General features: G+C 62.2%; 19 protein-coding genes and 4 pseudogenes. 8 read left to right on the plus strand and 15 right to left on the minus strand.

From position 1 onward, the window contains the following. Nucleotide 1 precedes the first annotated feature (1 nt). The 3 genes from pstA to DNK34_RS23405 all read right to left on the minus strand — a co-directional run bounded on the left by pstA (nucleotide 2) and on the right by DNK34_RS23405 (nucleotide 5115). Complete coding sequence (gene pstA, locus DNK34_RS23395) at nucleotides 2–1657, minus strand: phosphate ABC transporter permease PstA (RefSeq protein ID WP_165493670.1); 1656 nt, start codon at nucleotides 1655–1657, stop codon at nucleotides 2–4. A gap of 34 nt (nucleotides 1658–1691) precedes the next feature. Further along, the gene (locus tag DNK34_RS23400; protein WP_131177660.1) at nucleotides 1692–3977 is read right to left on the minus strand and encodes an ABC transporter permease subunit; all 2286 of its coding nucleotides are present in this window, start codon (nucleotides 3975–3977) and stop codon (nucleotides 1692–1694) included. Between the two features lie 169 nt (nucleotides 3978–4146). Then, the gene (locus tag DNK34_RS23405; protein WP_131177661.1) at nucleotides 4147–5115 is read right to left on the minus strand and encodes a PstS family phosphate ABC transporter substrate-binding protein; all 969 of its coding nucleotides are present in this window, start codon (nucleotides 5113–5115) and stop codon (nucleotides 4147–4149) included. Between the two features lie 407 nt (nucleotides 5116–5522). Between DNK34_RS23405 and DNK34_RS23410 the strand changes: the two genes are divergently transcribed. Beyond that, on the plus strand, nucleotides 5523–5924 hold the full coding sequence (locus DNK34_RS23410; RefSeq protein ID WP_131177662.1) for an acyl-CoA thioesterase: 402 nt from the start codon (nucleotides 5523–5525) through the stop codon (nucleotides 5922–5924). A 48-nt stretch (nucleotides 5925–5972) separates the two neighbouring features. On the opposite strand, the gene DNK34_RS23415 is transcribed toward DNK34_RS23410, so the two are convergent. Then, a complete protein-coding gene (locus tag DNK34_RS23415; protein ID WP_425273944.1) occupies nucleotides 5973–6548 on the minus strand; it encodes a DUF4124 domain-containing protein in 576 nt (191 codons plus the stop codon). 40 nt (nucleotides 6549–6588) lie between these two features. Then, on the minus strand, nucleotides 6589–7230 hold the full coding sequence (pyrE, locus tag DNK34_RS23420; protein ID WP_131177664.1) for an orotate phosphoribosyltransferase: 642 nt from the start codon (nucleotides 7228–7230) through the stop codon (nucleotides 6589–6591). A 92-nt stretch (nucleotides 7231–7322) separates the two neighbouring features. Between pyrE and DNK34_RS23425 the strand changes: the two genes are divergently transcribed. Together DNK34_RS23425 and DNK34_RS23430 are read left to right on the plus strand one after the other, a co-directional pair. Then, nucleotides 7323–8102 (plus strand): exodeoxyribonuclease III, encoded by a 780-nt coding sequence (locus tag DNK34_RS23425; RefSeq protein ID WP_131177665.1) that lies wholly within the window; start codon nucleotides 7323–7325, stop codon nucleotides 8100–8102. 310 nt (nucleotides 8103–8412) lie between these two features. Next, nucleotides 8413–9324 (plus strand): LysR family transcriptional regulator, encoded by a 912-nt coding sequence (locus DNK34_RS23430; RefSeq protein ID WP_207390849.1) that lies wholly within the window; start codon nucleotides 8413–8415, stop codon nucleotides 9322–9324. Here the strand turns inward: DNK34_RS23430 and DNK34_RS23435 are convergent. The 3 genes from DNK34_RS23435 to DNK34_RS23445 are packed head-to-tail and all read right to left on the minus strand — an operon-like array spanning nucleotide 9312 to nucleotide 12569. Continuing rightward, complete coding sequence (locus DNK34_RS23435; protein WP_131177667.1) at nucleotides 9312–10352, minus strand: carbon-nitrogen hydrolase family protein; 1041 nt, start codon at nucleotides 10350–10352, stop codon at nucleotides 9312–9314. The genes DNK34_RS23430 and DNK34_RS23435 overlap by 13 nt on opposite strands. Before the next feature lie 56 nt (nucleotides 10353–10408). Beyond that, entirely contained in the window at nucleotides 10409–12253 is a 1845-nt protein-coding gene (locus DNK34_RS23440; RefSeq protein WP_131177668.1) for a solute symporter family protein, read from the minus strand. Next, nucleotides 12246–12569 carry a DUF485 domain-containing protein gene (locus DNK34_RS23445; protein WP_131177669.1) on the minus strand — a complete coding sequence of 108 codons (324 nt, stop codon included), beginning with the start codon at nucleotides 12567–12569 and terminating at the stop codon, nucleotides 12246–12248. The genes DNK34_RS23440 and DNK34_RS23445 overlap by 8 nt, the downstream gene beginning before the upstream one ends. Nucleotides 12570–13180: 611 nt before the next feature. Here DNK34_RS23445 and DNK34_RS23450 point away from each other — a divergent pair. The 3 genes from DNK34_RS23450 to DNK34_RS23460 all read left to right on the plus strand — a co-directional run bounded on the left by DNK34_RS23450 (nucleotide 13181) and on the right by DNK34_RS23460 (nucleotide 17011). Next, the gene (locus DNK34_RS23450; RefSeq protein WP_131177670.1) at nucleotides 13181–15322 is read left to right on the plus strand and encodes an adenosylcobalamin-dependent ribonucleoside-diphosphate reductase; all 2142 of its coding nucleotides are present in this window, start codon (nucleotides 13181–13183) and stop codon (nucleotides 15320–15322) included. Between the two features lie 10 nt (nucleotides 15323–15332). Continuing rightward, entirely contained in the window at nucleotides 15333–16016 is a 684-nt protein-coding gene (locus tag DNK34_RS23455; protein WP_131177671.1) for a TSCPD domain-containing protein, read from the plus strand. Between the two features lie 587 nt (nucleotides 16017–16603). Further along, a complete protein-coding gene (locus DNK34_RS23460; protein WP_242675384.1) occupies nucleotides 16604–17011 on the plus strand; it encodes a lysozyme inhibitor LprI family protein in 408 nt (135 codons plus the stop codon). Between the two features lie 105 nt (nucleotides 17012–17116). Here DNK34_RS23460 and DNK34_RS23465 read toward each other — a convergent pair whose 3' ends face one another. Then, nucleotides 17117–17563, minus strand: a complete 447-nt coding sequence (locus tag DNK34_RS23465; protein WP_131177672.1) for a DUF7832 domain-containing protein — start codon at nucleotides 17561–17563, stop codon at nucleotides 17117–17119. Beyond that, nucleotides 17560–18438 carry a DUF6508 domain-containing protein gene (locus DNK34_RS23470; RefSeq protein ID WP_131177673.1) on the minus strand — a complete coding sequence of 293 codons (879 nt, stop codon included), beginning with the start codon at nucleotides 18436–18438 and terminating at the stop codon, nucleotides 17560–17562. Before DNK34_RS23470 ends, DNK34_RS23465 begins: the two co-directional genes overlap by 4 nt. Nucleotides 18439–18853: 415 nt before the next feature. On the opposite strand from DNK34_RS23470, the pseudogene DNK34_RS23475 reads away from it, so the two are divergent. Further along, nucleotides 18854–19877, plus strand: a pseudogene (locus DNK34_RS23475) (IS4 family transposase). A gap of 41 nt (nucleotides 19878–19918) precedes the next feature. On the opposite strand, the gene DNK34_RS23480 reads toward DNK34_RS23475, so the two are convergent. The 4 genes and pseudogenes from DNK34_RS23480 to DNK34_RS26015 all read right to left on the minus strand — a co-directional run. Further along, nucleotides 19919–20296, minus strand: coding sequence for a barstar family protein (locus DNK34_RS23480; protein WP_131177674.1), 378 nt, complete (start codon nucleotides 20294–20296; stop codon nucleotides 19919–19921). A 16-nt stretch (nucleotides 20297–20312) separates the two neighbouring features. Beyond that, nucleotides 20313–20594 (minus strand): guanyl-specific ribonuclease, encoded by a 282-nt coding sequence (locus DNK34_RS26010; protein ID WP_207401629.1) that lies wholly within the window; start codon nucleotides 20592–20594, stop codon nucleotides 20313–20315. Nucleotides 20595–20626: 32 nt separating this feature from the next. Further along, nucleotides 20627–21166, minus strand: coding sequence for an SMI1/KNR4 family protein (locus DNK34_RS23490; protein ID WP_207401630.1), 540 nt, complete (start codon nucleotides 21164–21166; stop codon nucleotides 20627–20629). After that, nucleotides 21163–21441, minus strand: a pseudogene (locus DNK34_RS26015) (DNA/RNA non-specific endonuclease); the annotation flags it as partial. The pseudogene DNK34_RS26015 and the gene DNK34_RS23490, both read right to left, overlap by 4 nt. Nucleotides 21442–21576: 135 nt before the next feature. On the opposite strand from DNK34_RS26015, the pseudogene DNK34_RS23500 reads away from it, so the two are divergent. Next, nucleotides 21577–22951, plus strand: a pseudogene (locus DNK34_RS23500) (IS4 family transposase). A gap of 76 nt (nucleotides 22952–23027) precedes the next feature. On the opposite strand, the pseudogene DNK34_RS23505 reads toward DNK34_RS23500, so the two are convergent. Further along, nucleotides 23028–23792 (minus strand): annotated as a pseudogene (locus tag DNK34_RS23505) (hemagglutinin repeat-containing protein); the annotation flags it as partial. Between the last annotated feature and the right edge of the window lie 134 nt (nucleotides 23793–23926).

Consider the following 23926-nt stretch of genomic DNA (forward strand, 5'->3'; position numbering starts at 1 on the left):
TTTAGTGGTCCAGGGCCTTGTACTTCTCGCGCAGGCGGTTGCGCATGTAAACGGCCGTCAGGTTGAGAATCGCGATCACCATTACCAGCAGCAGCGCGGTGGCATAAACCAGCGGCCGCGCGGCCTCGACGTTGGGACTCTGGAAGCCGACGTCATAGATATGGAAGCCCAGGTGCATGATCTTCTGGTCGAGGTGCAGGTAAGGATAGTTACCATCGACCGGCAGGCTCGGCGCCAGTTTCACCACACCGACCAGCATCAGCGGCGCCACTTCACCCGCGGCACGGGCCACGGCGAGGATCAGACCGGTCATCATCGCCGGGCTGGCCATCGGCAGCACCACGCGCCAGAGGGTTTCGACCTTGGTCGCACCCAGCGCCAGGGAGCCTTCACGCAGCGCCCGCGGAATACGCGCCAGACCTTCCTCGGTGGCGACGATCACCACCGGCACGGCGAGCAGTGCCAGGGTCAATGAGGCCCACAGCAGGCCCGGCGTACCGAAGGTCGGTGCCGGCGCTGCCTCGGGGAAGAACAGGCGGTCGATCGAACCACCCAGCACGTAGACGAAGAAGCCCAGGCCGAACACGCCGTAGACGATCGCCGGGACACCGGCCAGGTTGTTCACCGCAATGCGGATCACTCGGGTCAGCGGGCCCTGCTTGGCATATTCGCGCAGATAGATCGCCGCAACCACGCCAAACGGGGTGACGATGACCGCCATGATCAGGGTCATCATGATGGTGCCGAAGATCGCCGGGAAGATACCGCCCTCGGTATTCGCCTCTCGCGGATCGTCGCTGACGAACTCCCACAGCTTGCTGCCGTAGAAGCTGAGCTTGTCGAGGGTCGACATCGCGTTCGGGCGGAAAGCGCGCACCACTTTGCCGAGGCTGATTTCCTGCTCGCGGCCATCGGCCGAACGAACGGTCATGCTGTCGCGATTGAACTGCTGATGACGGGCATTCAGCTCGGCTTCCAGCACCTTGTACTCGGCATCCCAGCGGGCACGCTCGGCGTCGAGGTCGGCCTGGGCCGCGTCGGTCAATCCACCGCTGAGTTCCAGCTTGCGGGTCTGCAGACGGACGCGCTCGAGACCGGCGTTGATGCGGCCGATATCACGTTTCTCCAACTGCACGATCTGGCCGTGCAGATCGTCGACGCGCTCGATGCGCTTCTGCAGTTCCGGCCAGGCGGCATCGCCTTCGGCAACCAGCTTGCCGTCTTCCTTGACGTTGATCAGGTAGCCGTAGAAGTTGCCCCACTCGCGGCGCTCGAAGGCGGTCAGGGTCTCGGGCTTGCGCTGCTCACTGAGCCATTCGCCGACTACCCAGGAGAAGTCCGCGCCATACAGATCGCGGTTACCGACCTTGAGCAGCTCGCGAGTCATGAACTCGCCGCCCTCGACGTTCACCGGCAGGCCGGCAGAAGCCAGGCGGGCACGGGGAATTTCTTCCTTCTGCACCACTTCGCCGGCCATGATCTTGGCTTCTTCACCAGGGATCTGGTAGCTGGCCTCGATGATGTCGGCCGGCCAGAAGTGGGCCAGACCACGGGTGGCGATCACGGCCAGCAGACCCAGGGTCATGATGATGGCGATGGATACCGCACCGGCGTTCATCCAGATCCAGGGCGAACCGCTCTTGAACCAGGATTTCATGTTGTGCTGTTTCACGGACATAGTCTTGCAGTCCTCAGAGCGAAGCGTACTTGACGCGCAGGCGCTGACGCACCAGCTCGGCCAGCGTATTCATGACGAAAGTGAACGACAGCAGCACCAGGGCGGAGAGGAACAGCACCCGGTAATGGGTACCACCGACTTCCGACTCGGGCATTTCCACCGCCACGTTGGCGGCCAGGGTGCGCAGACCTTCGAAGATGTTCATGTCCATGATCGGCGTGTTGCCGGTGGCCATCAGCACGATCATGGTCTCGCCGACGGCGCGCCCCATGCCGATCATCACCGCCGAGAAGATGCCCGGGCTGGCGGTCAGGATCACCACACGAGTCAGCGTCTGCCACGGCGTGGCGCCCAGGGCCAGGGAGCCGAACGTCAGGCTCTTGGGCACGCTGAACACGGCGTCTTCGGCGATCGAGTAGATGTTCGGGATCACCGCGAAGCCCATGGCCAGACCGACCACCAGAGCGTTGCGCTGATCGAACGGGATGCCCAGGTCATTGCTCAGCCAGGCGCGCATGTTACCGTCGAACAACCAGTTCTCCAGGTAGCCGCTCATGCTCAGCGACACGCTGCCAACCAGCAGGATCACCGGGATCAGCAGCGCCGCTTCCCAGCCATCGGGCACACGCAGGCGCACCGATTCAGGCAGGCGGCTCCACAGGAAGCCCGCCAGCAGAATGCCGATCGGCGTGAAGATCAACAGGCTGAAGATACCGGGCAGGTGTCCCTCCACATAAGGTGCGAGGAACAGGCCGGCGAAGAAGCCGAGGATCACCGTCGGCAGCGCTTCCATCAGCTCGATCACCGGTTTGACCTTGCCGCGCATGGCCGGGGCCATGAAGTAAGCGGTGTAGATCGCCGCGGCGATGGCCAGTGGAGCAGCCAGCAGCATGGCGTAGAAGGCAGCCTTGAGCGTACCGAAGGCCAGCGGTGCCAGGCTCAGCTTCGGCTCGGCGTCGGTGCTGGCCGAGGTCGACTGCCAGACATAAGCCGGTTTGTCGTAGTTCTCGTACCAGACCTTGCCCCACAGCGAGCTCCAGGAAATTTCCGGGTGCGGGTTATCGATCAGCACGCGCTCGATCTTGCCATTGGCTTCGACCAGAGCACGGTTGGCGCGCGGTGACAGAGCGGCGATGTTGTAGCCTTCCGCTACCGGCTCGACCAGCAGGGTGCGGTGCGCAGTGCTGTGGAAGATGCCCAGGTTGCCCTTGGCGTCCAGGGCGATAAACCCCTTGCGACGCTCTTCCGAGATGATCTGGGTGATCGGGCTGCCGGCCATGGTGAATTCACGTACCGGCTTGAGCGAGGACTTGCCGTCCTCGTCACGCACCATGAACCATTGCTGGATGCCGCCGGCGCTATCGCCGATCAGCAGGGAAATACCGCCCAGCAACGAGGTGGCGTAAGTGATTTCGCGGGCACCATCGTTGAGCAGCTTGTAGCGGCCGTTGAGGGCCTTGCTGCGTATGTCGAAGACATCGGCAGTGGCACGACCGTTGATCACGAACAGCCAATGCTGACGCGGATCGATGATCAGCTCCTTGATCGGCTCGGCGATCTGCGGCAGCGCCAGGCGCTCCTCGCTGGTGCTGACCTCACCGGTCATCAGGTTCTCGGTACGGCTCAGGCTCAGGGCCTGCAACTCACTGCCTACCGAGCCAGCGACCAGCAACGTACCGCTGTTCAGGCTGATGCCCATATGTTCCAGCGGGCGGCCTTGAGGATCGATGGTCAACGGCGTTTCGCCGAACGGGTAGACGATGGTCGGCGTGATGGTCTTCACGTCGTTCGGGTAGGAGATCCGATAGGTGTGCTCGAACACCAGCGCCTGGCCATTGGACAGACCGAGCGCGACGCGGTGGCTGCCCGGCTGATCCTCGCCGACGGAGACCACCTCGCTGCCCGCCGGCAGGGGCAGCTCGATACTGGTCAGCGCCGCCATGCTCTGAGCATCGAAGAACTGAACCCGACCATCGCGAGCCAGGCGCATACCGACCTGGTTCTGTTCTTCCAGGGCCAGCAGCAGCGGTGCGTCGGCATCGGCCAACCACGCAGGTTCTACAGCGGCGCGCTTCTCGATGTCGGCGCCCTGGAACATCGGCAGCACGACATAGGCGAGGTAGAAGAAGATCAGGGTGATGGCGCCAAGCACGGCCAGGCCGCCAACCGACACGCACCAGCGTGCCAGGCGATCCTTGAAGGCGCGCAGGCGGCGCTTGCGCTGCAGGGCCGGAGTGTTGAAGTCCAGCCCGAGGGAATTGGGAGAGGCGGTCATGGGTTCACTTGCCAAGTCATTCATAGTGGAGAGCGTCTCTGCGCGGCCATGAGCGCGCCGTATTCTTCGTCCGTTTCACTAGCCAGGCCAAATCTAGCCTGTTCGTGTGACAGAAAAGTTACAGCGCGGTGACGTAGCGAAGCCCACCTCCCGGGGGAGAGGTGGGCTGCGGGAGTTGCTTACTACGTGTGGCTTACAGCCCCAGTTCCGTGCGAGTCTTCTCGACGACCTTGGCAGGCAGCGGGATGTAGCCATCCTTGACCACGACGTCCTGGCCCTGCTTGGACAGGATCAGCTTGAGGAACTCCGCATCCAGCGGGCTCAGCGGCTTGTTGGGCGCCTTGTTCACGTAGATGTAGAAGAAGCGAGCCAGTGGGTACTTGCCGGACAGCGCGTTGTCCTCGTTGGCTTCCTCGACTTCGCCTTGCTTGTTCACCAGGGGAACGGCACGGACGCTGGCGGTACGGTAGCCAATGCCCGAATAGCCGATAGCGTTGACGGTGCTGGAGATCGACTGCACCACGGAGGCCGAACCCGGCTGCTCGTTGACGTTGGACTTGAAGTCACCTTTGCACAGGGCTTCTTCCTTGAAGTAGCCGTAGGTGCCGGATACCGAGTTACGACCGAACAGCTGAACCGGCTTGGTAGCCCACTCGCCGGTCAGGCCGATGTCGCCCCAGGTTTTCAGGTCTTTGGCTTCGCCGCACAGACGGGTGCTGGAGAAGATGGCATCGACCTGCTGCATGGTCAGTTGCTTGATCGGGTTGTCCTTGTGCACGAATACGGCCAGGGCATCGATGGCGACCGGAACGGCGGTCGGCTTGTAGCCGTACTTCTGTTCGAAAGCCTGGATCTCGCTGTCCTTCATGGCGCGCGACATCGGGCCGAGGTTGGCGGTGCCTTCGGTCAGTGCAGGTGGCGCGGTGGAAGAACCAGCGGCCTGGATCTGGATGTTCACGTTCGGGTAGGACTGCTTGTAGTTTTCAGCCCACAGGGTCATCAGGTTGGCCAGGGAATCGGAACCGACGCTGGACAGGTTGCCCGATACGCCCGAGGTCTTCTCATAGGTCGGCAGAGCCGGATCGACAGCGGCAACCGCGTTGGCGGTGGCGACGCCAGCGGCGACAAATGTCATGGCCGCCATCAAACGCTTCAGTTTCATGCCTTGCTCCTAGCAGAGTGGTAATCATTGGAAGGCCGGCGTGCCGTGGTCGTAGCGCCCGATCTACCGCCTTCTCACGATTGGGGTCGTGTTGGTTGGAACGGGGCTCAGTATCGTCAGCCGATGTGACCACTCTATGTAATCAATATGACAGTTGGATGACGGCGCCCGGGGTGCGCGAATCCGGGTGCATGGGGGCATCCAGCAGGCCGTTGAAAAACGCTGGCGACGACTGCATGGAATGCAGGAGCTAGAGCGACGCAGGAAGCCAAAGCCGAGATAGTTTTTCAACAGCCTGCCAACGCGCTATGGTCGCCCTGCGACCACCCAGTCGGTATACTTTCCGCAGCCCGCAGTGTTGCGGGCTCCGCGCTGACACCTACCACCGCGCCGCGAGCCGTAGACAGATGAACGACTTCGAACAGGAAGACCCGATACCCCAAGGCGATCTGGCCCTGCAGATCACCGCGCTGCCTCGAGAGACCAATGGTTTCGGCGATATCTTCGGCGGCTGGCTGGTCGCGCAGATGGATCTGGCCGGTACGGCCATGGCCAGCAAGGTGGCCGCCGGCCGAGTCGCCACGGTGGCGATCGATCGCATGGCCTTCCTGGTGCCGGTCGCCGTCGGCGCACAACTGTCCTTCTATACCCAGACCCTGGAAGTGGGCCGCAGCTCGATTCAGATGCTGGTCGAGGTCTGGAGCGACGACCCGCTGTCCAGCGAGTGGCGCAAGGTCACCGAGGCGGTCTTCGTCTTCGTCGCCATCGATGGCAGCGGGCGTACCCGCTCAGTGCCGGCGCGCCGCTGAGGTTTCATCCCTGGGCCTGGCGATGGCCCAAGGCCGAGGCATGGGCCTCTAGCGCCCCTGCAGCAATTCGACCAGCCGCTCACGGTCGGCAGCGAAGCTGCTATCCGCCAACTTGCGGGCCTGCTGGTAGCGCTCGATATTCTTTCTCAGGCTCGCCTGCTCGGCGCGCTGGTTTTCGATCTGCGCCAGCAGATAATCGGGCACCTGACGCCCGGCCCGCTCATGATCCGCCGCCTGGCTCTGCAGATTGGCCTGCTGCAAACGCACCGACTGCAGATTGCCCTTGGCCACGCCGATCAGGCCATCCAGTTCGGCGAGCTTGCGCGTGCGGGCGCGGTCGACATCCTCGGGCGTGCTGTACAGGCGCAGCAGTTGGGCGTCGGATTTGGCCCGCGCCCGGTCGGCCAGCAGCTTCTTCATTTCCTCGGCGGTCGGGGCCGGCGGCACCACGCGGATCACGCGGCCCTGGTCATTGAGCACCTCGTAGCCCTTGCCGATGAACTCACTGGGCACACCCTGGCGATCGATGACCGTGACGCCCTTGTCATCGGTATAACGATACATCTCGGCCGCCCCCGCCAAAGACGGCAGCAGCAGGCATAACCACAGCGAGCAACGCGTCATGACCGATCCATGCATGGGGCGAGATCCCTCGAGCTGACAATCAGATGCCGTATTCGGCGCGATAGGCTTCAACCGCCGGCAGATAATGTTTGAGTTCGGCATCATCGGCCAGGTACTCCAGTACCTGCTGCAGAGACACGATGCTCACCACCGGAATGCCGAAGTCACGCTCGACTTCCTGAATCGCCGAAAGCTCGCCGCGCCCCCGCTCCTGGCGGTTCAGTGCGATCAGCACGCCCGCGGCCTGGGCGCCCTGCGCCTGAATGATGTGCATCACCTCGCGAATGGCGGTGCCAGCGGTGATCACATCGTCGATGATCAGAACCTTGCCCGCCAAAGGTGCACCGACCAGGGTTCCGCCCTCGCCGTGATCCTTGGCTTCCTTGCGGTTGAAGCACCAGGGCAGGTCGAGCTGGTGATGTTCGGCCAGCGCCACGGCAGTACTGGCCGCCAGCGGAATCCCCTTGTAGGCCGGGCCGAACAGCACATCGAAGGGAATGCCGCTCTCCACCACCGCCGCGGCATAGAAACGCCCGAGCCGAGCCAGGGCCAGACCGCTGTAGAACAGGCCGGCATTGAAGAAGTAAGGACTGGTACGCCCTGACTTGAGGGTGAACTGACCGAAGCGCAAAACGCCTCTTTCAATGGCAAAGCGAATGAATTCGCGCTGATACGTTTGCATGAAAAGTCCCGGGCGGCACGGATTTGGCTAGGAATTTACCTAATGGAGGCCAGCTCGGGTATCATACACGCACGTGTTTTTGGGGGCCATTTATGCGGATCATCAGTGTGAACGTGAATGGTATTCATGCTGCAGTCGAGCGCGGTTTGCTCAGTTGGCTGCAAGCACAGAATGCCGACGTCATCTGCCTGCAGGACACCCGTGCCTCCGCCTTTGAACTGGACGACCAAGCCCTCCAACTGGATGGCTATTTCCTCTATGCCTGCGAAGCAGAGGTACCAAGCCAAGGTGGCGTGGCACTCTACTCGCGGTTGCAACCCAAGGCGGTGATCAGCGGGCTCGGCTTTGAAACGGCCGATCGCTACGGGCGCTACCTGCAGGCGGATTTCGACAAGGTGAGCATCGCCTCGCTGCTGCTGCCATCCGGGCAGGGCGGTGACGAGAATCTGAATCAGAAATTCAAGTTCATGGACGATTTCGCCCATTACCTGGATAAACAGCGCCGCAAGCGCCGCGACTACATCTATTGTGGCTCGCTCTACGTCGCGCATCAGAAGCTGGACGTGAAAAACTGGCGCGACTGCCAGCAATCGCCCGGCTTCCTCGCGCCGGAGCGCGCCTGGATGGACGAGATCACCGGCACCATGGGCTATGTCGATGCCGTGCGCGAGGTCAATCGCGAAGCCGACCAGTTCAGCTGGTGGCCGGATAACGAGCAGGCCGAGATGCTCAACCTGGGCTATCGCTTCGACTACCAGCTGCTCACGCCCGGCATGCGCCGTAGCGTGCGCACGGCGCGCCTGCCGCGCCAGCCGCGCTTCTCGCAGCACGCACCGCTGATCGTCGACTACGACTGGACGCTGAGCGTCTGAGCCCGGCGAGCCTGCCTAATGCCGGTCAGTTAAGCATTTGGCCCGCAAAACGGCAGCGTGCCCTGGCCCTGTAGGAGCCGCGACCCCGCGGCGATTGCGGGGCGCACCACGGATTTTGTCGGAGGGCCGCCATCGCATCGCGCCGAGGTCGACGCTCCTACAGGGGCGGCGGTTTGCCGCTCTCCTGTAGGCGCGCCTCTGCTCCTGCAAAGACCTTAACCGATCGGCATTAGGCAGGCTCGCCGGCTTTTTCATGCACGTCCGGCAAGCCCGCAGGTTCGGCGTGCGAACGATGATCCCGGAGGCAGATGTGGGAAACCTGACGTCGGCGAAGCACCTGAACTGGGAAGACCTGCGCATCTTCGTCGAGATGGCTCGCGCCACCAGCCTGGCCATGGCGGCCAAGCGCCTGGGCATCGACCAGTCCACGGTCAGCCGGCGCATCGCCCACCTGGAACTGTGCATCGGCGCCAGCCTGTTCGAACGCACGCCCAAGGGCCTGCAACTGAACACCCAGGGCCATCAGTTGCTGGCCTGCGCGCAGCCGATGGACACGGCCTTCGTCAACCTGGCGCAGACCCTCGGCGGCCAGCGCCGCGAGCTGGTGGGTCCGGTGCGCCTGGGCACCATGGAGGGGATCGCCTCGCTGTACCTGACCCGCCACCTGGCGCGTTTCAACCGCGACTACCCGGGGATCATGCTGGAACTGGTCACCTCCACCCAGCAGTTGCACGTGACCCGGCGCGAGGCGGACATCTTCCTGAGCTTCTTCGAGCCCCACGGCAGCGGCCTGGACGTCGAACACATGGGCCGTTTCGCCCTGCACCTGTACGCCTCGCCGGCCTACGTGGAACGCCATGGCGAACCCGCCTCGGTGGCCGACCTGGCCAACCACGCGTTCGTCGGCTACATCGACGACCTGGTGCAGATCGAGGCGGTGCGCTGGCTGGAAGAAGCGGTCGACGACCCGCACATCGTCTTCCATTCCAGCAGCATGCTGGCGCAGATGTTCGCCGCCGCCGCGGGCAGCGGCCTGGTGCTGCTGCCCGCGTTCACCGACGCCGAGCGCTTCGGCCTGTACCCGGTGCTCGCCGACGCGGTGCAGGTACGCCGCGACCTGTGGCTCAGCGTGCACCACGACCTGCGCTACGTGCCCAGGATCAAGACCGTGGTGGCTTTCCTCCAGCGGCTGTTCCGCGACGACCCGATCTACGCCTGCTGAGCCGCGGCCGGCTCATCGACGGGCGGCGCCTCCGGCATTTCCAGCGCCGGCCCGTCGGCCCAACGCACCGGCTCGTGGCGACGCCGCTCGATGCGCAGGTCGAAAACGTCGAAACGGTTGTAGTAGCCGACCACATCATGGAACTGCTTGGGCTCGATGCAGCGGTTGAGATCCAGGTCGGCATAGAGGATGCCCTCCTCGGCCTGCAGCATCTCGCCGACCTGGGTGCCGGTGGGGTCGACGAACAGGGTCGCCGCCCGAGGCGTGCCGTCGAGCACTGCGGCGACGGTCGGGTCGCGATCCACCAGGAAGTCGCGCATCGCGGCGTCCATGTAGCCGGCGCAGAGGATGCCGAAGGCCTTGGCCTCGAACGAATGGGCGGCGGCGCGGATGCGGTTGGCGGCGACATTGTCGAAGTTGCCGCCGCCCTCGGGCAGGCGCGTCGGCCACAGCGCCGGCCAGCAGGAAATGTGCAGTTGCTCGCCCTGGGCCATCAGCGCGTAGCGCGCCAGGGGGTTGGTATTCTCACCACAGATCAGCGCGCCGATGCGGCCGATGCGGGTGTCGCTGACACGCAGGCCCTCGCCGTCGCCCGGCGCCCAGACCAGCTTCTCGTAGAAGGTCGGCACCAGCTTGCGGTGGTGGTTGAGCAGTTCGCCGTCGTCACCGATCAGCAGGTTGCTGTTCCAGATGCAGCCGGCGCTGTGACGGCTGCGCTCGCTGATGCCAAGGGAGACGAACACCCCCAGGCGCCGCGCCTCGGCGCGCACGGCGGCGATTTCCGGGCCATCGAGGTAGAGGCTGTTCTCCACCATGCGCTCGAACAGGTCGTGATTGACGATGGGGGCCCAGAGCGCCGCCCAGATGGGGAAGGCGGGGATGTAGGACTCGGGGAAGACCACCAGCTCGGCACCATGGGCCGCGGCCTCGCCCATCAGGGCGAGGGCCTTGGCGGTGGTGGCGGTCTTGTCGAGGAATACCGGCGCGGCATGGCAGGCCGCGACCTTCAAGCGGGGTAATGAAGACATGGGAAAGCTCTCTCGTGGTTTCGAAGGTGAACCGGGCCGCGCGGGCCCGGTGTCGATCAGTGGGCGACGGCCTGGTCGATGCCCAGTCCGGTGTGCTGGCGAACGGTCATTTCCGCCCAGCGCGACTCGGAACGTGGATCGCGGCGCAACAGGGAAAACAGGATCACCAGCAGGAAGCCGAGCGGGATCGAGATCAACCCCGGGTTGCGCAGGCCGATCAGCGGCGCGCTGAGGCCCACCAGGCTGGTGGCGTCCGGGGCGATGGCCGCCGCCTGGGCCAGGGCGTCGCGCCGGCGGGTCTCCAGCGCGGTACGCTGCTCGCCTTCGCCGAGGACGTCGATCTGCGGCTGCAGGCTCGCCGCGCTCTCCAGGGCGGCGCTCCTGACCGCCTGCGGGTAGGTCATGTTCGGCGAGACCAGCACCAGCACGATGGCCGTCAGCGTGCCACCGATCACCCCGGCCAGCACACCGAGGGTGGAGCAGCGCCGCCAGTACAGGGTCAGCAGCAGCGCCGGCAGGTTGGCCGAGGCCGCCACCGCATAGGCCAGGCCAACCAGATGGGCGACGTTCTGCCCCTTGGCCAGGATGCTCACGCCGATGGCCACCACGCCAACGGCGACCGTGGCGATACGGGCCGCGATCACCTGCTCGCGCTCGGTGGCCTGCTCGTGGCGGATGGCGCCGACATAGATGTCGTGGGCCAGGGCCGAAGCGGCGGCCAGGGTCAGCCCGGCGACCACCGCGACGATGGTGGCGAAGGCCACGGCGGCGACGAAGGCCAGCAGCAGGTTGCCCATCACGCTGTCCGCCCCACCACCCAGGTACTGGGCCAGCAGCGGCGCGGCCAGGTTGCCGCCCTTGTCGAAACCGCCAATGACCGACGAGCCGACGTAATAGGCGGCGGCGAAGCCGATGCCGATGATGAACAGGTGGCAGGCGCCGATCGCCAGCATCGCCCAGAGCACCGAACCGCGCGCCGTGGCGCCGTCGCGCACGGTGAAGAAGCGCATCAGCACGTGGGGCATCGCCGCGGTGCCCAGCACCAGGGCCAGCCCCAGGGACATCTGCTCGAGCGGGTTCTTCAGGTACAGGCCGGGTTCCAGCAGCGCCCGGCCGTCGCTATGGCCGGTTGCCGGCGAGAGCTGCGCCAGGTAGCCCTGCAGCGTGGCGCTGTCGACCAGCGCGGCGAGGAACGCCGGCACGCTGAAGCCGAACGGCGCCCAGGCCAGCACCACCAGCAGGAAGCAGGTGCCGATCAGCAGCACCGCCTTGATCAGTTGCACCCAGGTGGTCGCCAGCATGCCGCCGAAGAACACGTAGACCAGCATCAGCAGGCCGACCACCAGGACGGAGACCTCGTACTCGATGCCGATCAGCGACTTGATGATGACCCCGCCGCCGACCACCTGGGGAATCAGGTAGAAGATCGCCACGGCGACGCTGGACACCGCCCCGGCGCTCTTCGAGGCGCGGAAGCCGTTGCGGAACGCCAGTACGTCGCCCAGGGTGTAGCGCCCGAGGTTGCGGCAGGGTTCGGCCACCAGCAGCAGCACGGGCACGAAGCCGACGAAGAAGCCCACCAGGTAGAGGATGCCGTCGAACCCGTACAGGGCGATCAGGCCGGAGACCCCGAGAAAGGCGGCGGCCGACAGATAGTCGCCGGCGATCGCCAGGCCGTTCTTGCGCCCGGAAATACCGCCGCCGGCGGTATAGAACTCGCCCACCGAGCGGTTGCGCTTGGCCGCCCACCAGGTCACCAGCAGGGTAAAGCCGAGCAACACGCCAAACACGGCGAAGGTCGCGCCACGGTACTGCGCCGCCACCACCGTGTCCTGGGCGAAGGCCGGCGCGGCGCCCAGAAGGGCGGACAGGGCCAGGCAAAACGCTAGAGTCCTAGTCATGGCGCGGCTCCAGGTGCGCCGCGCAGACGCTGGCGATGCGTGGGTTGATGCGACGCAGGCCACGCACATAGGCATAGGCCAGCACGGCCCCCACCGGGTACTGGGACACCGCGAACAGCAGGCCGATATTGAGATCGCCCACCAGATAGTGGGTGAACAGCGGCCTGAGCCAGGAGGCGCCCAGCGGCAGGGCGAAATAGTAGAGGGCGGAAATCGAGGCCAGCACGGTGACCAGCCGGTACTTCTCGCGGGTGGCGGCGAGGAAGGTCTCGTCGCGGCTCAGTTGCTCCCAGGGGATGCAAGGGGGTTGTGACATGATCCGTACTCCTGAACGTCGAGGACGGCAGATGGCAAGGGCCGGCAGCGGCCAGATGAACGGCGTTTTCGGAAACGCTCTGTGGCCAGCATAAGCTCACGCGGCGGAACCGATCAGTCGAAATGTCGAAAGACCGTTTGCATTTATGCAATGGATGGATGACCGAGCTGAAGAGCCTGAGCCACCCCGCCTGGCGCGGCCTGGCACACGCGGCAGGACGATGCACGGCAGGCGCTCACTGCGCCCTTCACGCGCCAGGGAGCCCGGGATGGAACCCAAACAGGCAAATGTGCATGGCGATCACGCCACTACAGTCTCTAGGGTCTGTTGACGTTTCAGCACGACCGCGCCGGAGCATCCGCCATTCTCGAGCAGGCGCCCGGTTGTCCAAGGACTGACGACGCAGATGGCATCTCAAACGCACCGTAGCAGCCTGCGCGCATAGGTCGCGTACGCTCGTCGACAGGAATCGTTATCATCTTGGTAGATCCCTACATATGGGCTAACATCCGGCATTCGACACAACATCTTGTGCACGAAGGCGATGGAGCGATCCGCCACCGTATTCGTGCCAAGCAAGACTCCGCCCTTGAACCAGGAGGTTCCCTGCAATGACCCAAGCAGCGAAGGTACGACCCATCAGCAAGGCCGTCGCCGATATCCCGATCCAGGATGCGTCGATGGATATCTGGGACAAGAAGTACCGCCTCAAGGCCAAGGACGGCCGGGTCATCGACCAGACCATCGACGACAGCTTCCAGCGCGTCGCCAAGGCCCTCGCCGAAGTCGAGCAGACACCTGAACTGCGCAAGCTCTGGGGCGAAAAATTCCTCTGGGCGCTGCGTCGTGGCGCCATCCCCGCCGGGCGCATCACCTCCAACGCCGGCGCCTGGGAACACAAGCCCGCCACCAGCACCATCAACTGCACCGTGTCGGGCATCGTCGCCGACTCCATGGACGATATCCTCGAGAAGGTCCACGAGGCCGGCCTGACGCTCAAGGCCGGTTGCGGCATCGGCTACGAGTTCTCCACCCTGCGCCCGCGGGGCGCCTATGTCTCCGGGGCCGGCTCGTACACCTCGGGGCCCCTGTCGTTCATGGATATCTACGACAAGATGTGCTTCACCGTGTCGTCCGCCGGCGGGCGCCGTGGGGCGCAGATGGCCACCTTCGACGTCGGCCACCCCGACGTCGCCGATTTCATCCGCGCCAAGCGCGAAGACGGCCGCCTGCGCCAGTTCAACCTGAGCCTGTTGATCACCGATGAATTCATGGCCGCCGTGCAGGCCAACGCCGACTGGCCGCTGGCCTTTCCGCTGAGCCAGAAGGAGGTCGAGGAGGATGGCATCGACACCACCGACGCCAGCCAGGTGATCTGGCGCGACTGGCCGCAGAAGGGCCCCTACATCACCAACGACCAGGGCCTGACCGCCTGTCGGGTGTACAAGGTGATCAAGGCGCAGCGCCTGTGGGACATGATCATGAGCTCCACCTACGACTTCGCCGAGCCGGGCTTCATCCTCATCGACCGCGTCAACGAGATGAACAACAACTGGTTCTGCGAGGACATCCGCGCCACCAACCCTTGCGGCGAGCAACCACTGCCGCCCTACGGCGCGTGCCTGCTCGGCTCGATCAACCTGACCCAGTTCGTGCGCGATCCGTTCACCGACCGGGCGCGTTTCGACTGGGACGAGTACAAGGAGGTGGTGCGCATCTTCACCCGCATGCTGGACAACGTGGTGGAGATCAACGGCTTGCCACTGGAGCAGCAGCGCCGTGAAATCCAGCGCAAGCGCCGCCACGGCATGGGCTTCCTCGGCCTGGGGTCGACCCTGACCATGCTCAAGATGCGATACGGCGATGCGCAGTCGCTGGTCTTCACCGAGGAAGTCGCCAAGCAGATGGCCGTGGTCGGTTGGGAAGCCGGCCTGGAACTGGCGCGGGAGAAAGGTGCGGCACCGTTGATGGACGAGGACTTCGTCGTCACCGCCGAACTGCTCGCCAAGCGTCCGGAAATGGCCGTGGATGGCATCAAGCCCGGGGATAGGGTCAAGGGGCGCGTGCTCTGGGCCAGGTACTCGCGCTACATGCAGCGCATCGGCGAAGTCGCGCCGCAACTGATCGAACAGCTGGCCGAGACCGGCAGCCGCTTCAGCCACCACAGTTCCATCGCGCCGACCGGCACCATTTCGCTGTCGCTGGCCAACAATACCAGCAACGGCATCGAGCCGAGCTTCGCCCACCACTACTTCCGCAACGTCATCCGCGAGGGCAAGAAATCCAAGGAGAAGGTCGACGTCTACTCGTCCGAGCTGCTCGCCTACCGGCACTTCATCGACGCCGAGGCGGCGCCCGGCAACGGCCTGCCGGACTACTTCATCACCGCCGACGACATCACGCCGAAGCAGCACGTGGATATCCAGGCGGCAGCGCAGAAATGGGTCGACAGTTCCATTTCCAAGACCGCCAACGTATCCAGCGACTACCCCTACGAGTCGTTCAAGGACATCTACGTCTACGCCCACCAGCAAGGCCTGAAGGGCTGCACCACCTTCCGTTTCAACCCCGAGGCCTTCCAGGGCGTGCTGGTCAAGGAGGCCGACCTGGCTGCCACCACCTACCGCTTCACCCTGGCCGACGGCCAGATCGTCGCGGCCAAGGGTAACGAGGAAATCGAATACGACGGCGAGATCCACAGCGCCGCCAACCTGTTCGATGCCCTCAAAGAAGGCTATTACGGAAAATTCTGAGGACGCGCCGATGAGCAACAAGACAATCCGCATCGACAGCAAGATCGTCGGCTACGAAGTGGTCAAGCCGGAGCAGGCCGCCGTCGTCGATACCGGCCCGGCGCCACAGGAAATCGAGCTGATGCACGAGAAGGTCCTGCGCCCCGAGGCGCTGGAAGGCTCGACCTACAAGATCAAGACGCCGCTGTCCGAGCATGCGCTGTACGTCACCATCAACGACATCGTGCTCAACCAGGGCACCGAGCATGAGCAGCGTCACCCGTTCGAGATCTTCATCAACTCGAAGAACATGGACCACTTCCAGTGGATCGTCGCCCTCACGCGCATCGCCTCGGCGGTGTTTCGCAAGGGCGGCGACTGCACCTTCCTCGCCGAGGAGCTCAAGGCGGTGTTCGATCCCAAGGGCGGCTATTTCAAGAAGGGCGGCAAGTTCATGCCATCCCTGGTCGCCGAGATCGGCGATGTGATCGAAATCCACCTGCGCAAGATCGGCCTGATCGACTCCGAGCGCCTGGACGAACACCAGAAGGCCTTCATCGAGCAGAAGAAAGCCGAACTGAAGGCCGATGCCGCCAGCCCGGATTCCGGCTACCCGCCGGGCGCCGCCCTGTGTGGCAAGTGCCACACCATGGCGCTGGTGCAGCTGGATGGCTGCCTGACCTGCCTGAACTGCGGGGACAGCAAGTGCGGGTAACCGGAGCCTGATGGCGTTACATGGGGCGCTATCCGTCCGACCGCTTCCTGAAACAGTGGCTTGCTCATCCCGCCAGGCGCGAGTCCTGGGGGTTGGGCGAGTCGCCGTGCGGGTCAGGCGCCTGGCTGCTGGTGTCTGTTTCAGGGTTTCCTGGCTCGCCGGTCACTGCTTGGCGCATCGACAGGATGAGTCCGCACCAGCACAAGTTTCGCCACTCACTGCTCATGTAAGAGTCCGTGCTACCAAGATGCCGTTATGGGCTGTTATTTTCAGGTTCGCCAAGTTCGTCTAACGACCTGTCCATCAGGTAAGGCGTTGTACAAATGCGGCGCCTACAGACGCACTGGCAGACCGCGCCCATGTAGAAGCTGTGTCCGCAACCCATGTGACTGTCGTCATCGCAAAACGTGTAATGGCCATCATCGCGCCCATCGGGCCGGGCCGATCGCCGTTTGCGGGCCGAGCCTGACCAACACCAACCAAGCGGGCCCTTTTGTCATCTGGCTCTGACGGCTTTTATCATTTCAGCCCCTCGTCGTCCTGACCGGCTGCGGGGAATCATCGGATACCCATAGTGAGGAGCCAGCATGAAAGCATGGATGGGGGTGGCCGTGGTTCTGGCCTTTTCGCCCTTGATGGCCGTAGCGGAGGACTGCATGGACACGGCCGTGTCGCAGACGGCGATGAATGGCTGTGCGCGGCAGGCCTACGAGGCGGCGGACAAGCAACTGAACGCGGTGTACCGCGAGGTGACCGGCCGTTTGGCTGACGAGGTGGCGGCCAAGCAAAAACTGGTCGCGGCGCAGCGCTCGTGGATCGCTTTTCGCGATGCGGAGTGCGACTTCGCTTCTTCCGCACTGGATGAGGGCAGTGCACGCATGATGGTCGACCTCGGCTGCCTGGAAACCCTGACCCGGAAACGTATCGCTGATTTTCAAGCCTACCTGGATTGTCCCGAAGGCGACCTGAGCTGCCCGCTACCGCGCGGCGATTGAACGCTGCGCGAGCGCGCCCCTGGCAGGAAAGGTGGAGCGCTCGCGACGGGCGTTTCGCCGGGCCGTGATCCGTTTCTCCCTCCGATGAGGGACCTCCTCCCTCGCTCAGAGGATGTACTGGGGCCGGCCCTGGTCGCTCCAGGCCGCGAAGCGCTCGTCGATCAGCTCCGCCAGCCTGTCGTAGTTCGCCCAGTTGTCCTCGACGTGATAGAGGCTCTCCTGGCCATCGAACACCCGCAGGTAGTCGTCGAAGTAGCGGCTGTCGTCATCCTTGCCCTGGTAATAGGCGACGGCGAAGGCATTGCCGGTGTCGTCGAGGTCATTGGCCAGGAGCTTTTCATCCAGCACCTGCCGCAAGAACTGCACGCCGGTGATGCGTCGGGCTTCGAGGGCGGCGAGCTCATCGGCGGCGTCTTCGCGTAACTCCTCGCTGGGCAGACCGTGGAGCAGCAACCAGGCGAGGAACATGCCGATATGGGTGGCGCCTGCCTCGGGAGGCAGGTGTTCCGGGAAATCGCCTTCGTAGTGCCAGGAGGCGTCATCGTATTTCATGGGACAGGTCTCTCATTGCGAAAGGGTGGTGAATCGGCCGTTTCATGCTGGCGGAGCGCTTGCAGGCGCTGCAGCAGGGCGAGGACATAGCCGTTCTCGATGACCAGGGCATGGTGGCCGTCGCAGAAGCGCTCGCCGCGTACGCACCAGGTCAGCATGCTCCTGAGCTCGTCCAGCGAAGCGCTGGCTATCCGTTCGGGGGTCTTCAGCATCTCGCCTGCTCGATTCACGTCGTAGTCGAAATCGCTCCAGCAATCCTTGCCGGCAGCGCTGAAGAATGCCTGGACGGCTTCGGCGTATACCGGCCAGCGGTCGTCATGGCAGGCCACGACTGCCTGGATGGGCGTGCCATCGGGATACAGGCGTGGCTGGAAGGCCAGCAGCTCATCGATGTCCGCGGGCTGCACGTGCAGGTAGGACGAGGTGTCCACGGTGGCCACGTGCCGATCGAACCACTGGACCTGTATCCGGGTCAGCGGCGCGTCCCGGTAGGCGTGGAGATCCCTCTGGCAAGCCTTGAACTCGTCCGACCCGGACCCACAGGCCAGCAGGGCGACGGTCGCCGCGCCCTGGATGAGCCAGTAGATGTCCGGGGACGGCTCATGGGCCTTGGTGCTGCTCAGGTCGATGGCTGCGGCGCGCAGGTCGCGGACCAGTTGCCGGCCCACGACAGGGTCGGGATGGGGCCGGGAGACGAAGGCCCGATAACGCGCCTGCAGTTGCGCTGACGCATGGTTCAGGGGAGGCAGGGCCGGGGGCGCGAGCATCAGGCGGTCGGCTGATGCCGGGTCGGCCGGCGTCTCGGCCTGCTGCACCCGAGGACCATGGGGCTTGCGCTGCAGCCAGGCCCTCATGCGTTCTATCGGCCCGGGCATGGGTGCATCCAGGCAGGGGCGGGGGACAAGTCCATGGTCTCGGTATCCTTGATCGTGCTGCTTCGAGTCGTCAGTGCCGGCCAGGTTCCTGGGGCCCAGCCGAGGTGACCGGCACGAAATGCTTGCCGTTCGCCGCGCGGTTCTGCGGTCTGACTGCGGCCCGGAATCATCAGGGCCAAGGCCACGCTGCTGCCTTGGAAAATAACCCGCAGGTAGTCGCGGAGCTGTGCGAGATCAGTGGAGCGTGCCAGCTCGGCCGTGATCCGTCGAGCGCCTGCCTGTCGTGCCGCGTATTCAGGGGACAGACCCTGGGGAATCCCCACAAAATTCCCTTTTAAATCAGTCGGATATCCTGAAATAGCCTGCATGAGTCGGGCAGTTTGGTAGTCGCCAAACACACCAACTTCCGAGACTCATGCAGGCCATACGATTTTTACACAAGGCATTTTCCCAAGCACTCCCCACCATTCATGCTAAGCGCCTGAGCTCCTTGATGAGCTGTGTCGCATCTTTGCTTCGCGGTCATCGCCTGACGCTGACCAGCCTCGGTAGGAGCTTGCCGGGCAAGGCTTACGTCAAGCACTCGATCAAGCGAGTGGATCGCTTGCTCGGTAATTGCCAGCTGCATCTCGAGCGTTCGTTGTTCTACTGGAAGATGCTCGGTGCCTTGCTTGGCTCACTGCGTCATCCTGTGATCCTGGTGGACTGGTCGCCGATCAATGCGGCCTCTGATCTTTATCTGGTTCCAGGCCGTCGAGGCCAAAGGCTGGTATTACGTGGGACGCGTGCGCAACCGGGATCTCTATCGCAACGAACTGGGCGAATGGGAGCCAATCAAGCAGCTCTACAAGCAGGCAACATCGACCGCGCGCTCGCTCGGTCTGATCGAGATGACGCGCAGTGCACCGCATGTCGTACCGCTGTATTGCGTGCACCAACCACCCAAGGGGCGCAAGCATAGACGCGTGACCGGCAGTATCGCTCGCAACAAACTGAGCCGGCAGAACGCACGGCGTGAGCAGGAGCCCTGGCTGCTGGCAAGTAATCTGCCGCAACCGCAATGGACGGCGCGGCAAGTCGTCGGTATTTACCGCAAACGGATGCAGATCGAGGAAGGATTTCGGGACGTGAAAAGCCTGCGCTTCGGCTTTGCTTTCGACCTGCATCGAACTCGCTGCCCGCGCCGCATTGAGATCCTGTTGCTGATCGCTGCGCTGGCCTGTTACGTCTTGTACTTGGCAGGCTTGCGAGCTCGGACAACAGGTCAGTCTCGTCGCTTCCAAAGCAACAGTGTCAGGCATAAACCCGTGCTGTCACTCTGGCGAGTCGGCCTCGAATACCTGGGGCGCTCAGCAAACGATTTGCCCAACTCCGTACTGGCTGAAATGGAACTACTGCTGCGTGATGAGGTGCGCCGCCAAGCTCAGCAACTGGAGTAGATTTGTGGGGATTCCTCAGGAACTGACCCTTTTACCCCAAATCAACTACCAGCCAGAAGCATCTCCACTCTAGGTCGCTCATCTATACTAAAGAAAACCTCAAGGTCATGTACTCCATCTCCCTCCCAACTCAGAGCAGCATCACGCAATACCTCTAAATAGATTCTCAACTCACTTTCAGGCAGTTTCGGTAATGCACTATGCACAAGAACAACCTTACGCTGTGGAACCCACTCAAGATCTCTTAAGCAGTCATATAAAGCATCCCAATTAAATCCAAAATACCCAGGAAACCAAAGCAAATAATACAATGCCTTTAGCAATTCCTCAGATGTACAAATAGCTGGATCAATACGCACATAGAAAACCTCTGCAGCGTCATACGAAGGTTCAGCACTAAAAAACTTAAATGGCAGCATCAATAACACCCTCAATTTATGGGGATAAATGTTTTGTAGTGATCTGCCGTGTAGTACATTCACCTCCCTTACCAACAACTATTCGTTGCGGCCCTGGCCCAGAAACGCCCGGAGTTGGATGGACATACTCCGTATAATAACCAGCAGGCTTCTGCGGCAAATCACCAGCCCGATTCTGGAATATTGAGCCATCATTTCGATGAGGAAACGAGCCACCCGACTTAATTCGATCCAAGGTTGGGCCAAGATCAACAGTTCCCTGAAGGGTCTGCCCTGTCTTCTGATCAACGACCTTCACACCATCAATAAAACGAGTTGGCTCTTTTGCCCCTAATCAGCCGCTGTAAAAATATGCCTCTCTAGACCTGCTGGAGGAAATTGGCCGGGCAGGATTTTTGACAAAACATCCCTACGGAGAAGGCCCAGCAAAAACTCGACACACCCCAAGTCATAAATCTCCTCCTCTCCTTGATCCACACTATGAACACCAACCTTCCATGAGTCAGCCCCTCCACTCACAACCCAAAAAAAAGTTTCTCCATTATCCGTTACCGCCCAAGGCAAGAACGAACCTGGCGCGGGGTAACTTGGCCTAGGATAGTCAGACGGAAAATCTTGCTGCATCACAAGGTACGACTCTTGAAAATACCTACTCTTTTCAAAATTTAAATTAGAGTTAGCTGAAAATGGGCTAAGCATCCACACAAAATCATCAATCACCCCCGCGCCATATATAGATATAAAACCCTTAAAATCTTCAGGCAATCGTACTTGCCACTCAGACTCACAGCGAGACCAAGCAGCATTATCAAAAGAGCGCCGCGCGCGCGGGGGAGGAAGAATACGGACTAATTCATCAATCATGCTCATCTAACCCCATTTATATTTGGAATTGAAACGTCAAGATTAAAACCTCCTGAGCCACGAGCAGTCAATGTAACTCCTGTAGGCATCGGATTACTCCCTGTATAAATCGGAATTGCTCTATAACTAACTGTCTCTCCACCCTGAATGGCGGCCTTTACTTGACGCTCGAATGAACTCATATTCGGATGATTTGTATTGCGCTGAAAAAGCGTCACCAAGTTCCTTGCATCATCACCAGCTCCACCAAGTGAATTTGCGAGCAAATGCCCACGCGCATGATTAGCTCCCGGCTAAAGGGGTCGGAGTGGAATGGCACTTACTTAAGCGCTAACTGATTGATCCTGAAGAAGAAAGGCTACTCTTGGTCTACGGTGATAGTTGCGAACACACACCGAGCCCAAGGAGCAGCCCACATGAATCCTAGGCATCCAGCTGCCATTCATCAACAGCGACGCGCCTGGAGGCATGCATCAAGTGCCGATGCCTACGCCTTCTTCAACTTGCTGACCGCCCCTGAATTATTTGACCGTATCGAGTCGTTGCTGCCGGTTCATCGGGAGCGCTTGTTCCCTCCGGCGGAGACGTTGTCCATGTTCATGGCTCAAGCCTTGAGTGCTGACCGATCCTGCCAGAGAGCAGTCAATGACCTGGCTGTAAAGAAGGTTGAAGCCCTGCAGCACTCACACTGGAGGCTACTGTCGTGCTCGTCAGAGATTGCCGGTGGAGATGGTTTCCAGCCTGGTTCGCGGGGCTGGCAATCTGATCAGCACCTGCTCTGCTCAGACTGGTCAGTGGATGGGCAGACCGGTTCGGCTGGTGGATGGGACGACAGTGGCGATGCCTGATACCAAAGCCAACCAGGCGGCCTATCCGCAGTCGCGCGGACAAAAGCTAGGGCTCGGATTTCCGATTTGCCGCCTGGTCGGGATTGTCTGTCTCTCCAGCGGGGCAGTGCTGGACGCGGCACTGGGACGTTTTCGAGGCAAGGGAGGTGATGAACAAACCCTGTTGCGGTCGATGCTCGATACGTTGAACACGGGTGATGTGTTGCTGGGCGACGCTTATTACGCAACCTACTTTCTGCTGTGCGAATTGCGGCGCAGAGGCATCGATGGAGTATTCGAGCAATATGGTGCCCGTCGGCGCAGTACCGATTTCCGACGCGGCAAGCGTTTGGGCACGCGCGATCATCTGATTGCTTTGGAAAAGCCCTCGAAACGCCCGCCCTGGATGAGCCAGGCACACTACGAGCAAGCGCCTGATAGGCTGGAGGTTCGAGAGTTGAAAGCCGGCGGCAAGATCCTGGTCACAACATTGCGCTGCGCGAATCAAACGTCCAAAGCCGCATTGAAAGGACTGTTCAAAAGCCGATGGCATGTCGAACTGGATTTACGCAATCTCAAGAGCACGATGGGGCTTGAGATGCTGAGTTGCAAAACACCGGCGATGGCCATGAAAGAGCTCTGGGTTTACCTGTTGGCGCACAACCTGATCCGGCTGCTCATGGTGCAATCGGCATCAATGGCTGACTGTTTGCCGCGTGAACTGAGTTTCAAGCACAGTCTGCAGCTATGGCTGGCGTGGCGACAGTTCGATGGTTCGGATATGGACGAAAGCCTTCAGAGGTTGCTCATGCTAATCGCCCAGCAGCGTGTTGGCAGGCGGCCTGGGCGGGTTGAGCCACGGGCTCTCAAGCGCAGACCGAAACCTTATCCATTGCTGACCCAAGCACGCCAATCTGAACGCGCCAAAATCAGGAGAAGCGGTCATCCAAGAAGGGCTAAGTAAGTGCCATTCGGGTCGGAGTGATTTACTGGGTCGACCAATCGATCAAAGGTTATTCACTCCGACCCCTTTAGTTGTTGACCTGGCTGCCGACATTGGTGGAGCGGATGATTTCCTGGCCGCTTTTCTTCGCGCTGGAGATGGCAATGTCAGCGCCCCAGCTTGGTGTACCCACCGCCAATCCAACCGCGTCGCCGAACGACAGCCCGACCTTCTTCTTGTACGACTCGCTGCGGCTGTACGCCTCGTCATTGGCCGCCACCAGGTTGATGTCGCCGTCTTCGTCGATCAACCCGGCACGCAGTTCCACATCGTTGCCCGCGGCGACGGTGCTGGCCCGCAGGCGCAGGTCGCTGCCTGCGGCGACGACCACGTCGTTGCCCGCTTCCAGCTCGCTGGCGACCTGGGTCACGGTGGTCTGCAACTGGCTCTTGCCGCTCTTGGACAGGCCGAGGAAACCGGACTTGGTTTTCTTCGAGTAGGCGCCATGTTCCTCGACGCCGGACAGCACGGCGATATCGCCGGTCGCGCCCAGGGTCAGGTCGTTGCCCGCCACCAGCCGGCTGCCGATCACCGTGACGTCACGGCCACCGTCGAGGCTGAGGCCGCCGTCAGCGGTGGTGCTGGTGTTGAGCGACAGGTCGTTGCCCGCCTCGATCACCGAGGCGATATTGGTGCTGTCGTAGCTTTCGCTCTGCTTGCTCTTGCTACGACCGAACGAGCCTTTGCTTTTCTTGAAGTAGTAGGAGGCGCTTTCGTCCTGGGCCGAGAGGATGTTGATATCCTGCCCGGCATCCAGGTCGACATCGTTGCCCGCCTGCACACGGCTGGCGATCACGCGTAGGGCGAATTAGCCGAAGGCGTAATCCGCCGAATGATTCGACAAAACTATTTATTTTTTAAAGAGCAATTGGCTTGTGAAACGTCATGCATGCGTCAGACGATCACGTCGCGGTAAACGACGGATTACGCTTCGCT

It is taken from the genome of Phytopseudomonas dryadis (assembly GCF_004327355.1).
Taxonomy (GTDB): domain Bacteria; phylum Pseudomonadota; class Gammaproteobacteria; order Pseudomonadales; family Pseudomonadaceae; genus Aquipseudomonas; species Aquipseudomonas dryadis.